The sequence below is a fragment of the uncultured Methanospirillum sp. genome (assembly GCF_963668415.2).
Lineage (GTDB): Archaea > Halobacteriota > Methanomicrobia > Methanomicrobiales > Methanospirillaceae > Methanospirillum.
The window spans coordinates 3,267,775-3,280,749 of the sequence record NZ_CAXXDL010000001.1; the positions used below are offsets into that span (position 1 = coordinate 3,267,775).

Here is a 12,975-nt window from a genome sequence, read left to right on the forward strand (position 1 = left end):
ATTTAATCTATGGGAGCATATTGTTCTCTATTCATAATTGCCTATCTTCATATTCTCTATTCTAATATTGCTCCTATTATGTAGTCAGGAGAGGCAAAATGGTGAAATATAACTGAGATTAATAGATAATTTGTGAGGATTAAAGCCGTTCATCTGGTACTTTTCACCCTGGTTCTTGCGGTGCTCCTGGCAGGATGTACAGCTCAGACCGGAGAAAAAAACAGTGGTGTTACAGAGAATCATTCTGTCAACGGGACAGGGGCGGATAGTGGAAGCACGATAAAATCTGGTGAATCTGAAAAGAAGTCAACAGTCCATGCCGGATCCGATGATTCAAAAACCAGTGATGTATATTACAACATCAGAATTGTACCTGCATTTGAGCTGGAGAAGCTTCAGAAAGAGATGGGTCCTGATGAGTACCTGGTAAAGAATGACAAGGATTATGTTCTCGGTATTGTATCGTCCAAAGGTCTGATTCTCCGTGGAGATCTGATGCAGGTTGAACGGGAGACCGGAACTTCTGGGAAGGAGTTTGATAAGGAGGATGTAGTTCTTCATCTACTGGATATCACTTTCGGGCTTGATAATTCAAAGATCAAACTTTTCAAGTCGGATAAAAAGTACCAGTTCTGGCTGGACGGATATTACACTGACTCGGAGATATCATACGTCAAAAACCTGTCCACACTTTTTAATTCTCTATCCGGGACTACTGAGTTTGAGGATGAAGAAGTAACACTTGGTTTCCTGCAGTCCAATTACGAGGTGGTCCCGTACAATTACTACAACATCAAGATCATCACAGACAAGATGTTGCAGCAGTACTATGATGATAAGAAAAAGGATAGTGATCATCTGATCAAGAACAAGAATGGAGTACTCATCGGTATCGTGAATGATGATTACGTCTATCTTGTCAACACCCTGAGCGAAGAAGAACAGAGATACTATATCCTGAAAGGGCTTCTCTACAGCATGGGTCTTCACGGTGTTTCATATAAGAACAAAGATAGTTTCTTTTACCGGAATGAGGGAATGAACCGTGAACTGAGTGAACTAGACAAGGAAGCTATGAAGATCCTGTACGGTGGAGGTCTGAAGACCGGTGATACCCTTGAAACTGCACGAAAGACTTTCGGTCTTTCGACCTGATAACCGGAATCGCAGCAGATTTCAAAAAATAATCCTTTTTCCTGTTGATCGATGTTTCCAGTCTCATGCGTTTAAGCCTCCCTATACACCTCCTGCTTCTCCATAGTTACATGAGATAATGATTATGGTTAATACAACCAGAGAAAGAATCATCTGCCTGCCGGATTCTGCAGTCCGTGCAGGCCAGAAAATAATGAGGAGAAATGGTCGAAGCAGATTATTGCCTGTCACGGGTGACAGATCGTAAACACAAGATCGTTCGTGGAATTACTGCATCAAACCAGGCGATTCAGGTCATCAGGGTCATCAGTCTTGCTCTCCGTCATGCCCGGCATCAACTAGAGTCACCTCTGGATGAGCTACTACAGAGAGAAAACATACCTTTTACCTACCGATCCACGATCACTGGTTCCACAGTGAACCCGGCTGGAAGAATAACCATACCAGGCCTGTTCAGACTACTTGAGATCATATCTGATCGTGTGCAGATCATATCACAATCCGTGGATCTGGATCTGTGTGAATCGATGCCAGGACTTAATGAAAAGATCTCAAAGTTGGACTCACTACAGATTACCCTGCGAAACCTTGATTTTATCTTTGATGAAAAGGGAATCTGGCGCTTTATGGGTGATGACGACCGTGATACCTCCTCACTACTCGGGCAGATAAATGCCTGTAAATCCTGCCTTGAAACCATGAGGGACTGGTTTAATCCATGCTTGGAGTACGGAGCGCTCTGTTACCGGCTCGACTCTGTTGATCGGTTCATCGTCCGCTCCTTCATGCAGGGCGTCAGCAAAGTCAAAGCTGGTGAATCATATACAGAATATCCATTTGCATTGGTAATACGTGATCTTGACAGCCTGATCATCGGGTACTTCCTCGATGATTCACCAGACAATATGTTCAGAATAGAGATACAGGGTCTTATCGTAACGCTCAGTCTGTATGGTCCGGCCTCCCCTGCTCTCATACCGTCACCCGGATTTCTGACCCCGTTTCCCCTTCTCTGGATACTGCATGGAGAAGCTCAGTTGTCAGAATATGAAAATTTTGTAGAGAGATCACCCTCTCTTACCGGATCCTTCCATGCTCGATCATCAGATGAAGTCATGCAGTTTCTCTCTGATATCGGGTATCAGATAAGCAGGTACTTCCCTGAACTCTCGATGTGTGAAAGAATAGCTGGATAACAATACCTTAGCCTGATCTCGATCAACCTTCTATTTCTGATGTAATCCTGAATGATCCTGCAGGGATGCGCAATTTAAACCTGACCCCATTGCCTGGTGTCCCGGTCTCTGTGATGGTAATCCCGGTCAGAATCAGGATCTCTCTGATGATGAAGAGCCCGAGCCCGGTGTTTTTTCCATACCCTTTCCTGAAGATCATCTCCTTCTCCGCTTCTGCAATGCCTAACCCGTCATCTGTATAGTTGAGGATACAGTCTTCTCCATCAAATTCATGGAACATTGTTATTCCGGATATCTTCCCTCCGTGCCTCATGGAATTTTCCACAAGGTTGTAGAGTACCTTTTCAAGCATCGGATCTGCAAAGATCTCCAAAGCTACATCAGGAAGAACTAGAGTGATATCAGCAATCATAGATCTGATCACCTGCTTTCTCATAATGAAGTGGATAGACTGCCACTTTGGCTGTAAGGCACCGAGATCCTGATACTCCTTTGTAAACCCTATCAAACTCTGGATATCTTTTCCTGATTGTGATATGATCTCAAGGGTCTGAATCACTGAGTCTTCTTTAATATCCTCTTTGAGGATCTCACTGTATCCCGATATGAGCATAACCTTGTTCAGGATGTCGTGCCTGGTGATACTTGTTAAAAGATTGATCTGGTTGTTTGCCAGTGCAAGAGCCTGATAAGCCTTTTTTATCTCATCGATGTTGTTAATCAGGAGAAGTTTAGCGGGATTACCACTGATGGTGATGGATTGTGTTGAAAGGATGGTATGACGCCGACTCCCATCGGGAAGAGAGATCTGTGTCTCTATTTTTTCCCCAGGTGAGAGATTCAGGATGATACTGGCGAGATCAGTTTCAGTATCCCTTGTCGGAAAGAGGGATATCTTCTGGAGATGCGATCCGATGCAGGTTTTTTTCTCAACTGAAAACCACTGTTCGCATTGCCTGTTGAGATCAATAATTACGCCGTCATTTCTGAAGATGATGAGAGGATCGGGAACTTCCTGAAATATTGTAGTGAACTTCTCCTCGTTCTCTCTGATAATTTTTTCCGACTCCTTTCGCCTGGTAATATCCCGGATGATGTAAAGAATACTGTCTGGTCTTCCCTGGTCATCCCTAATGACCTCAGCATGACTTTCGATATAGATAATAGATCCATCTTTCTTCCATGCCCTGTACTCGCTTGGTCCGGTATTATCTCCCGCTTTAAGCCGCCTGATATCTTGTTTTGCCCTCCCCCTATCTGCCGGATGGATCATGTCGAAAAAGGGTGTGCCATATGGGTAATGATCATGCAGAGAATACCCAAACATTTGGAAGGCTGCCGGGGAGAGCATGAAGATCTTACCGAGTGTATCAACCATGGTTATGTTATCAGGAGATGTTCGGATTATGGATTTGTATAATTCTTTGTTCTTCAGTGTTACCGCTTCAAGTTCTTTCTGATGGGTGATATCAGCAAACGCCATGAAGACCGTAGTAGTATTATCGGTCGCTATCAGGTTGGCTGAGAGAAGAGCCCAGAATTCCCTGCCATGGCGTGTCATCAGCCTGAGTTCATAATCTACGATCTTCTCGTTGTTCAGGAGAGCCTGAATAATATCTTCCAGTTTTTCAGGTGTACTAAAAAAATCCACAGCGTTTGGGCGTGTGGTTCCTGAAACTGGAACTTCAAACAGGTGAGCAGCCCGTTCATTGATCATCTGAATTTTTTTATCTGATAATCCTGTAATAATTGCAGGAAACGGTGCTGCACTCAAAACTTTTTGAAAATATTGTGTCTCTCTGTTAAGAGATGGAATCTGCCTTGTATAAACCAGGTAGAGTAGAAGGATGAGGACTATTCCCAGAAAGTAGTATAATAAGTCCATAATATGTTCAGAAGGTTGAATTTGGTTTTATCTCATCTATACGTAGTTCCATCTCTTCTGTATCACCATCAAGTCAGTCTCCTGACTCTCTATTCCTATCAGTGCTCTCTATCTATGTGAGCATACCCAGGCACAGATCCGAAAAAAAGTAGCCCTGATCAGGAGACCAGGTTGAATAATGTAACAACATCCTGAAGGTTGAGTCTGCTGTCCTGGCTAAAATCATAGGATGATCCAATCATCGTTCCTGATGTAATCCCCTGCATCAGTGCAATGACATCCTGAAGGTTTACCTGGCCATTCTGATCGATGTCATACTGTGTATCTGATATTGAGAGGGTTGAAATCACAGCTGATGAGTTTGTACCCTCTGGAGTTTTGGAACTGATCGGATGAAGATCGATCCCATTCAAACCCGGTTTATACGAAATATTACAAAACCCATCTGTATCAGGGATGCAGGTATCAGACAGTCCTGAGTTGTCAGGTGATCCCCAGTAGTTGCCACCAACCATCATATGGCCGGTTACTCCAGCTCCAACTTTGGGTGTAATACTCCATTCTGTGTTCGTACTGATCCCTGTCATCTCAACATTTCTGGTGTTGTTGAACAAGTTGTTCCAGATCCTTGTTCCGGTTGCTGAATCGATGATAAGGCCTCTTCCTTTATTCTCCTGGATCCTGTTGCCCTGGACGGAAGAAGAGTTGCCGTAAATGAGTAAACCTCCGGCACCATTGACTGATATAGTTGAGTTCGAAAGGAGTACTCCCTCTGCCAGAGAAGCGATCCCTGCAATATCATTTGAAGAGAGGGTTGTACCTGAAATAATTGTACCCGGTGAATCTTTGAGATATACTCCATCAAACTGGTTATGCATGGCAGAACTGTTCATCACCGAGACGTTTTTGCAGTCTGAAATCAAAAAACCTGATGGCCCGCGGCGTCGGAGCCCCTTCTGGTTGTGTGCATCACACAACTCCATGAGTAGTCTGTCAGTTTCTGTACAGAAGAAGCCGACAAGATTGTCCTGAGCAGTGCATGATCTGAAGGTGATGTTCTGGCTGTCTGCAACTGCATAACCGGCGATGAGGTTTGTCTCTGTACTGCTCTCAGTGACCCTGATGTTCCGGCTGCCATACCCGATTCTGACTCCGAAGGTGTTGTCTAGAGATGATATCCGTGAGATATTTGCCGTATCCGTATTGATCAGGAAAACTCCTGCACCATTCTTACTCAGTACCTGATCTGAAATAGTAAGGTTTGAGCAGTTCACCGCATAGATACACGAGGGGCTGTCTCCAGCACTGATTCTGATATCATGACTGCCGAGAAGGTACCAGATAGGTCTGCCGTCTGCAAGGTTGGTTTTGTCGATATGGTGCCAGTATTCTGCGGGTGTGCTGCCGGTAACATCAAGGTTTATTTTGTTGTTTCTGATGATGTTACTGTTTGCACTGAAATCCTCAGAATTGCTAAAGCTTAATCCGACCTGGTTATTCTCTATTAGATTTCCTGCGAGGATTCCACTTTTTGAAGAGGTGATCTCGATACCGGTCAACGTATTATCACGTACCTGTGATCCTGATATCTGTGGGCCGGAACATCCTTCTCCAAGGCTCATACCATTCGCACTGTTTCCCGTGATGATCGCATCGCGGATAACAAGTCCTGATGTGTTACCTTCAGTTGAGACTCCGGATCCTGCACTGGTGGTAACTGTCGAGCCGTCGATGGTGATGGCAGATGATCTGGTTATCTGAATCCCGTTTCCGGACCCTCCTGTCCCGCTTTCTGTAACCTGAGCAGACCTGATGGTGACTCCCTTCGAATCATCAATCCTTATGCCATCTCCACCCGATCCACCCATTCCAGGATGGGTGGCTGAAATATCAGAACTGGTGATGGTGACCCCGGATACATTGGTAAGTGCTACTCCGAAAACCTGATTTGAATTCAGTGAACAGTTCTGAATCGCTGTATCAGATACATTCTCTATTCTGACTCCTGAGTGAAAGCAGATATTCTTACCGATGATATGCTGATGTTGCTGATGGCTTCACCTTTTCCCTCTATCCTGATTCCGGTTGTCTGGTTAAAATCTGACCCATTTGATTCCACGCTGTGGCCCCTTCCAACAAGGATTACATCTGATGACAGGATTGTGATTGCATCAGTTCCATTCATCCCGATTAAGTCTGAAGTGAGATTGTATACTCCGGGTGTTGTGATCACGGCAGGTAATGAGAGAAGAATACTTTCCTCATACGTTCTGTTTCCAGTGCTCTCGCACAAAGCACTCGGTATGCCCTGTGATGTAACCAATATAACCAGGATACAACAGGTAGTGAGAGATATCTGATGTGGAGGCATGTGATCAGGTTATCATACCTTTAGGTTCCAGGCTGGCATGAATCTGATGGAACAGAGTGGGTATCTGTGGGTATGGCGGATAACAGATTCATGAAAACCTCTCAAATGAACTTCCACATCATGTCACCACCAGGTATATCTTGCTACCGCGATCATCGTCATGTTGGCGGGATGTCGCTTCTCTTCCGGTTGATGATTGAATCTTCTGTATTAATATTTTCACGAACTGTTCGGTTATTCCCTTTGAATTGTTGTTCAGAACAGATGCTCTTATCCGCATAGACGTTCCACCTCCACATATGTCAATCATGAAATGGTCTGATGATCTGAGTGTGCAGGTTGCTGAGATCGATCAGCAGCATCAGCGTCTCATCGACCTTATCAATAAACTTCATGAAGCGATGCTTGCAAAACAGGGAAAGCAGGTCGTATCACAGATCATCGACGAACTGGCCGCATATACCGTCTACCACTTCCAGGCAGAGGAGAAGTACATGCAGCAGTTCAAGTACACTAATTACCTGGCTCACAAGAAAGAGCATGAAGGTTTCGTCCAGGAGGTCGAGAAGTTTCAGAAGGAGTTCGAGGCCGGTAAGCTCGGACTCTCCCTTGAGATCATGACCTTTTTACGTGACTGGGTTACAAAACATATCAAGGGAACAGACAAGCAATACACAGCCATTTTTAAAGAAAACGGCCTGTAACTTTTTTGTATTCATCTCTTCCGCCATTACTCCTACAGTACCCGGATCCTTTTCTTACAGAGATAAGAGGAAGAAAGATCAACAGGTATGGCATGACCCAGCTTGACCGGTGGTTTCCGTACCCGGCATACCGACCGGGGCAGGAGGATATGCTGAATGAAGCAGCAGCCTGTGCCCGCTCCGGAGGAGTTCTCCTGATTGATGCACCAACCGGTTCAGGTAAGTCAAGCGTTGTTTCTTCCCTCCTTGCTGAGAGGGGAGATCGACTGGTCGTCGTTGCCGTGCGGACCATCTCGCAGATGACAACCTATATCAGAGAACTGGATCTGATTCGCAGAAAACAGCCCGGACTAAAATATTCATACCTTGTTGGGAAGGGATCGCTCTGTCCTCTTGGCGGGGTCGGTGATATATACCGAAAATGCGAGGCTGTCAAAGCATTCTCAACCTCGCTCATCAAAGAACGGGCAGACCGGGGCGCAATGGATCCATCAAAAGATCCCTATATTCTTCAGCAGATCAAGAAGAACGATCCTGACCATCCCCTTCTATGTCCGTTTTTCATCAGGAGTAAGACTGCAGTCTACTCTGAAAAGAGTGGAAACATAAAGATAATCCCGTCTGAATCGTGCCGTCGCAAAGCTGAGATCATCTCATCGAAAGGAGTTGAGCCCGGATGCATCGGAGATCTCTGCGAAGGTCTCTGCCCGTATGAGGTAATGGTGCAGGCATCGCAGCATGTCGATCTCCTGGTACTCAACTATCATCATCTCTTTGATGACCAGATCAGGGAACAACTCTATCTGAACCTTCAGCGTGAGCCCGCTGAAATCATGCTCCTCATTGATGAGGCTCACAACTGTGGTGACGTGATGCAGGATATCCTCTCGGTGTCTGTAGATCAGCAGGCGCTGGAGGCTGCTGAACGGGAGATCGGCACCCTGAAGAAGGAGATGAAGAACCTTGAGGCAATTCGTCACCTGATTCCTCAGGTGAACCGGTTTATCGACGGACTCAAACGTTCGATGGAGGCTGAAGACTGGTTTGACCCTGCCATATTTTCCAGAATGGTTTTGAGGGAGTCCTTTTACAACAGCCTGGAAGAGGTCGTGGATCAGTTGATGGAGGTATCCGATGTCGTGAAAGAGGTGAGTACCAAGAAGGGTGATTACAAGGCGACAGGCATTGAGCGGCTTACCATGTTTCTCTCCCGTCTCACTCTCTCGCTTCGCAACCCGTCATACCTTACAGTGTACCAGAAAGAACAGGGAAAGATCATACTCAAAGCTCAAAATATTGATCCTGCTCCCGCCCTATCTGCACTTGCGAAAGAGCATTCATGTATGATCCTCATCTCCGGCACCCTCACACCTTTGTCCAGTTACCAGCAGCTCTATTTCCGGACCCTGACAGACAACGTTCCTGTCCAAAGATTTCAGTTGCCCAACTCGTTCCCAAAGAAAAACCGTCTCATCCTTGGTGCTAATGATATCACGTCTGCCTTTTCAATGAGGCAGAACAAGGAACATTCACAGAGGCTTATCAAATACATCCTGGCATTTGCATCAAGCCCCGGAAACCTTGCTGTATATTTCCCATCATACCAGGTTCTGGAGACCATCGTCAGGGAGATAGAGATTCATATCAGTAAAGAAGTTTTTATCGAGCCTAAAGAGAGTTCTGAAGCCGGACAACTCCTCTCACGGTTCATGAACCTTCCTAGAACCGGACGCTCTGGTATTCTGTTTGCAGTCTGCGGTGGCAAGTTTTCTGAAGGTCTGGACTATCGTGGTGATATGCTTACGGGCGCCATGGTGATCGGTCTTCCTCTGGCACCCTGGAACCGGGTCAGGCAGATGATCATGGATTATTACACGCAGCGATATGGGGAAGAAGGAAAATTTCTCGCTTATACATTACCTGCTCTCAACAAAGTACAACAGGCTCTCGGGAGGGTACTCCGGACTCCTGAAGACCGGGGTGTGCTTGTGTTTGGAGAGAAACGGTTTCTGGAGGATCAGATTCGTACCCGTCTGCCTGGATGGATCCAGGAAGAACTCGTCCCATGCTCATGTGAAGAGTTCTCAAAACAGATCAGGGGGTGGAAGTGAGCGAGGGCTCGTGCCGGTTAGGGCTCTGGTACGTCAATGTCTCGTGGGATGGCGAGATTGTACACAGAATCCGGTTTCAGCGTACAGGTATTCCTGGCCCGGTCCCTGAGGTCATCACCCGGTATCTCTCAGGAAAAGCAACAACTTTTGAACCTCTAGTCTCTCTTCTGCCTGACCAGTCTGGTACATATGGTCGTATCTACAAAGCGGTGCAGGCTATCCCGTATGGATCGGTGCAGACGTATGGAGAGATTGCTCGACAGGCAGATACCAGTCCCCGTGCTGTAGGACTTGCCATGAGCAGAAACATAACCCCGCTTCTTGTCCCCTGCCATCGCGTGGTAGCCTCACAAGGGCTTGGCGGTTTTACTCCTGATATCTGGATAAAGGAGGAACTGCTTCGGATTGAAGGTGCAACGATCAAGAGGCTTGCACGGCAAGGGCCTGGTATGCAGGAGCATGAGTGAATATTTCAGTAGCACGAACTGGTCTCATCCTGCTTGGTGGCATGGCAACCCGTGCCGGAGGAAGGGCTAAGTATCTCTTTGAGTATGAAGGAGAGACTTTTTTACACAGGCAGATCCGTGTCCTGAGCTCTGTCACCGATGAGATCATCCTGAGTTGTCGTGATGAAGAACAGGCCCGGGAGGTTACCGCTTCATATCCATATCCCTGTGTAATTGACACCGAAAAGGGAACAGGGCCGGTGGAGGGGATAAGGAGTAGCCTTTCCCATTCCAGAGGTGAGCTGATCATCGTTGTCGCCTGTGACATGCCGGTTATTTCGTCTGCGGTGATAGAAGATCTCTTTGTCCGCATTGGGGATGCCGATGTAGCCATCCCTGAATGGGAGAGCGGGCACCTCGAACCTCTTCATGCCGTCTACAGGAGAGAGGCACTGGTCTGGTTCTTTTCGCATCATACTGCCAGGAAGATTAGGGATATTACCGACCACCTCTCAAGGCAGATTGTTCCTGTCTCTGAGATCAGAATGATCGATCCTGAACTGAAGACCTTCACTAACATCAATGATCTGCAGGAGTTCAGTTCACTCCTGAAATAAAAAGAGGAGACTTAGATTATCCAGAAGAATTTATCCGTGATACGATGATGACTCCGTATCGCTGAAGATCTGTAAGTGAGACGGCCGGTACTGAGTAACTTGTCAGTTCAACCAGGTAGAGCCCCTGCACAAATGCGACTTCAGTTTTCCGGACTGTTTCAAACTGGAACCCTCCATGGCCGATAAGTGTAGCAGCCGGATTATCTGAAGATGCTGCACTCTTTAGATCAGCAAGTGATGCCATGGCCTTGTCTGTTGAGTCAAATTTTTTGATGGTCTGTTCAAGTTTATATCCAGATGACGGGTTCACAAAGATCGACTGATACTGGGAAGCAGTGTGAGTGACATCACCTGACACCTTCCAGTCAGTCGGAAGATCTGAAAGGGTGAGGTATATTGCAGGTATGAGTCCTGCTTCATGTTTTTTTGTGTCTATCAGACTGGTAACATTCTGGAACTGATCAAGTGCGGCAGAACTGACCGGTACCTTCAGGACTACGGTGGCATTCACATCGTTTCCGAGGAGATCAAACTGGTATGATCCACTTGATCTCAACACAACTGTCTTATTTGACTGACTGTACGTCTTTCCAAATCCTTCAGCCAGTACTTCAGATCCATCCCGGAGATTATAGACCCTCATCTCAAACCAGGCATCCCTTGGAGGACGGTTTACCGTGAGATCTATCTGCCCCTCTTTGTCTCCTGTTCGTTTATCGTATGAAATGACGTGGGTTTCATTTATCGGAGCAAACTTAAGATCCACATACAGGGGAGGATTCTCAACTGTGTAGGTGTATGCAACTGCATCATTTGAGAAGGAGTGGTTGATATCGTATATTGTGACAAATTCTGCATTCGGTCCGATGGCTGACCGGTTATTGAGTGCAGAGTAGGAATGTGCTTCGGTAGGGGTTGGGAGACCCTGAAGGCTTCGCGGGGTAACCTTTACCACAGGAACTTCAGGCGGAGTCAGTTGGCTTGTATTCGAGCCTGTTTCTGGTTGTCCGGATACCTGTGTTGATCCCTGCCCCGCAGGACTTCCTGAAGCGGAAGGCAACGGGGAAGGTGTTCTATTTTCAAGACCTGATGTAAGGCTTCCTGAAGATCCTGCAGATCCGTACGCTGAAGCATTTTTCTCTCCAGCCGGAGGGGTGACCTCGACACAACCGCAGATCATTGTATACATAATTACAATGGAGACTGCAAGAAGGAGTACTCCTGTTCTTCTATACTTTTCTCCCCGTTCCATACCTACAAGTGAGAACGTGAAAAAATATCTACTTACTCATGGCCAGGATTTATCTGACATTTTTTTATCAGAGTATTTAATAAGATGTCAAGCACAATGTGGAGTACCTGATGAAATTTCTGAACCTCAGGCTATGGGGGCCCTTTTACGTCATTGGCCTGTTAATAATCCTGGTACTCATGTGGATGATCGAGGCGATCCGTCCGAAAGGAATAGCGCTGTGGATAGGTAGCCTGTTGATCCTCATCGGGGTTGTTTTCAACTTTTATATGATGTATGGTGAGATCAAGGCCCATGAAGAAAAAGAGGACAGAAACAGAGAATTGTCGGGTCTGGATCCACTCCCGAAGAAACGTAGTCTGCTGAAAAGGGGTTAATTTTTCATTCAGTCTTCTGAAATACCTTCAGCATCGGCTTGTATGGTTTGAAGAGGTGCTCAACGTCTTTTGCCATGTACTCTGACATCCCCATGATATAAAAACCGTCTTTGCCGAGGCTCTCATGCACGAGTTTCACGAGGTCTTTCTTCTGCTGCTCGTTGAAGTAGATGGTAACATTCCTGCATGAGACCATATCTATCATTCTTGATACCGGACCAGACATCATCAGGTCATGGGCCTGGAACCTGACCACCTGCTTTATATGATCCTTAATGTAGAATTTTCCATCCTCCTTCTTGTCAAAATGTTTCGTTATCTGCGTTTCGGTCATATTTTCCAGGGCATTCTTCTCGTATGCCCCGATTTTTGCCTTCTTGAGCATCTCTTCGTCGATGTCAGTGGCAATAATGGCCCCATTGTATGCAGGACCGGTCTTCCCGAGTTCATAGAGAATAATGGCATAGGTGTATGGTTCTTCACCTGACGAGCATCCGGCACTCCAGATCTTTATATTTCGTTTGTCTTTCAGAATTGCCGGAAATATCTCTTTTTTTACCAGATCGAAGACTTCCAGATCTCGGAAGAACTTGGTGACATTGATGGTCAGGGCGTTTCTGAGTTTCTCTTCTTCTTCAGGGTGAGTGCGAAGATACTGGTGATACTCAACAAAATCTTTTGATCTCGTTGAGTTCATACGCGAGAGCATTCGTCGTTTGATGTAGTCCTGTTTGTAATTTGTCAGCTGAATCTTCAGGCGCTTCTGGACATCCTGTATCAGTTCGGGCAGCCCTTTTTCACTTACCTGGGGTACTGATATCTGGGGAAAAACCGGGGTTGGGAGTTTTTTTTCCATATTTG

At 46.1% G+C, this 12,975-nt stretch carries 13 protein-coding genes; 7 read left to right on the forward strand and 6 right to left on the reverse strand.

Annotated features, from left to right (window positions below):
• The first annotated feature begins 132 nt into the window (after positions 1-132).
• Both ACHZA2_RS15375 and ACHZA2_RS15380 read left to right on the forward strand, forming a co-directional pair.
• On the forward strand, positions 133-1,155 hold the full coding sequence (locus ACHZA2_RS15375) for a hypothetical protein (RefSeq protein ID WP_319580432.1): 1,023 nt from the start codon (positions 133-135) through the stop codon (positions 1,153-1,155).
• Between the two features lie 203 nt (positions 1,156-1,358).
• Positions 1,359-2,351 (forward strand): hypothetical protein, encoded by a 993-nt coding sequence (locus ACHZA2_RS15380; RefSeq protein WP_319580433.1) that lies wholly within the window; start codon positions 1,359-1,361, stop codon positions 2,349-2,351.
• Between the two features lie 22 nt (positions 2,352-2,373).
• On the opposite strand, the gene ACHZA2_RS15385 is transcribed toward ACHZA2_RS15380, so the two are convergent.
• The 4 genes from ACHZA2_RS15385 to ACHZA2_RS15400 form a co-directional block, all read right to left on the reverse strand.
• Entirely contained in the window at positions 2,374-4,236 is a 1,863-nt protein-coding gene (locus ACHZA2_RS15385; RefSeq protein WP_319580434.1) for a PAS domain S-box protein, read from the reverse strand.
• 158 nt (positions 4,237-4,394) lie between these two features.
• Positions 4,395-6,272: a NosD domain-containing protein gene (locus tag ACHZA2_RS15390; protein ID WP_319580973.1), complete on the reverse strand. Its 1,878-nt coding sequence runs from the start codon at positions 6,270-6,272 to the stop codon at positions 4,395-4,397.
• Complete coding sequence (locus ACHZA2_RS15395) at positions 6,230-6,607, reverse strand: hypothetical protein (protein WP_319580435.1); 378 nt, start codon at positions 6,605-6,607, stop codon at positions 6,230-6,232. Before ACHZA2_RS15395 ends, ACHZA2_RS15390 begins: the two co-directional genes overlap by 43 nt.
• 118 nt (positions 6,608-6,725) lie before the next feature.
• Positions 6,726-6,887: a hypothetical protein gene (locus ACHZA2_RS15400; protein WP_319580436.1), complete on the reverse strand. Its 162-nt coding sequence runs from the start codon at positions 6,885-6,887 to the stop codon at positions 6,726-6,728.
• Positions 6,888-6,906: 19 nt separating this feature from the next.
• Here ACHZA2_RS15400 and ACHZA2_RS15405 point away from each other — a divergent pair, with 19 nt between their 5' ends.
• The 4 genes from ACHZA2_RS15405 (at position 6,907) to ACHZA2_RS15420 (ending at position 10,485) form a co-directional block, all read left to right on the forward strand.
• Positions 6,907-7,311 (forward strand): bacteriohemerythrin, encoded by a 405-nt coding sequence (locus ACHZA2_RS15405; protein ID WP_319580437.1) that lies wholly within the window; start codon positions 6,907-6,909, stop codon positions 7,309-7,311.
• Between the two features lie 92 nt (positions 7,312-7,403).
• On the forward strand, positions 7,404-9,422 hold the full coding sequence (locus ACHZA2_RS15410; protein ID WP_319580438.1) for an ATP-dependent DNA helicase: 2,019 nt from the start codon (positions 7,404-7,406) through the stop codon (positions 9,420-9,422).
• Positions 9,419-9,889, forward strand: a complete 471-nt coding sequence (locus tag ACHZA2_RS15415; protein WP_319580439.1) for a methylated-DNA--[protein]-cysteine S-methyltransferase — start codon at positions 9,419-9,421, stop codon at positions 9,887-9,889. The genes ACHZA2_RS15410 and ACHZA2_RS15415 overlap by 4 nt, the downstream gene beginning before the upstream one ends.
• On the forward strand, positions 9,886-10,485 hold the full coding sequence (locus ACHZA2_RS15420; protein ID WP_319580440.1) for a molybdenum cofactor guanylyltransferase: 600 nt from the start codon (positions 9,886-9,888) through the stop codon (positions 10,483-10,485). Before ACHZA2_RS15415 ends, ACHZA2_RS15420 begins: the two co-directional genes overlap by 4 nt.
• Before the next feature lie 16 nt (positions 10,486-10,501).
• On the opposite strand, the gene ACHZA2_RS15425 is transcribed toward ACHZA2_RS15420, so the two are convergent.
• Positions 10,502-11,737, reverse strand: coding sequence for a hypothetical protein (locus ACHZA2_RS15425; RefSeq protein WP_319580441.1), 1,236 nt, complete (start codon positions 11,735-11,737; stop codon positions 10,502-10,504).
• A gap of 110 nt (positions 11,738-11,847) precedes the next feature.
• Here ACHZA2_RS15425 and ACHZA2_RS15430 point away from each other — a divergent pair, with 110 nt between their 5' ends.
• The gene (locus tag ACHZA2_RS15430) at positions 11,848-12,114 is read left to right on the forward strand and encodes a hypothetical protein (RefSeq protein WP_319580442.1); all 267 of its coding nucleotides are present in this window, start codon (positions 11,848-11,850) and stop codon (positions 12,112-12,114) included.
• Positions 12,115-12,118: 4 nt separating this feature from the next.
• Here ACHZA2_RS15430 and ACHZA2_RS15435 read toward each other — a convergent pair whose 3' ends face one another.
• Positions 12,119-12,970 carry a protein-glutamate O-methyltransferase CheR gene (locus ACHZA2_RS15435; protein WP_319537998.1) on the reverse strand — a complete coding sequence of 284 codons (852 nt, stop codon included), beginning with the start codon at positions 12,968-12,970 and terminating at the stop codon, positions 12,119-12,121.
• Positions 12,971-12,975 lie beyond the last annotated feature (5 nt).

Coding starts and splice junctions, on each gene's coding strand:
- ACHZA2_RS15385 (WP_319580434.1), bottom strand. CDS start 4,236: ATGGACTTATTATACTACTTTCTGGGAATAGTCCTCATCCTTCTACTC.
- ACHZA2_RS15430 (WP_319580442.1), top strand. CDS start 11,848: ATGAAATTTCTGAACCTCAGGCTATGGGGGCCCTTTTACGTCATTGGC.
- ACHZA2_RS15405 (WP_319580437.1), top strand. CDS start 6,907: ATGTCAATCATGAAATGGTCTGATGATCTGAGTGTGCAGGTTGCTGAG.
- ACHZA2_RS15380 (WP_319580433.1), top strand. CDS start 1,359: ATGGTCGAAGCAGATTATTGCCTGTCACGGGTGACAGATCGTAAACAC.
- ACHZA2_RS15410 (WP_319580438.1), top strand. CDS start 7,404: ATGACCCAGCTTGACCGGTGGTTTCCGTACCCGGCATACCGACCGGGG.
- ACHZA2_RS15425 (WP_319580441.1), bottom strand. CDS start 11,737: ATGGAACGGGGAGAAAAGTATAGAAGAACAGGAGTACTCCTTCTTGCA.
- ACHZA2_RS15395 (WP_319580435.1), bottom strand. CDS start 6,607: ATGCCTCCACATCAGATATCTCTCACTACCTGTTGTATCCTGGTTATA.
- ACHZA2_RS15435 (WP_319537998.1), bottom strand. CDS start 12,970: ATGGAAAAAAAACTCCCAACCCCGGTTTTTCCCCAGATATCAGTACCC.
- ACHZA2_RS15400 (WP_319580436.1), bottom strand. CDS start 6,887: ATGCGGATAAGAGCATCTGTTCTGAACAACAATTCAAAGGGAATAACC.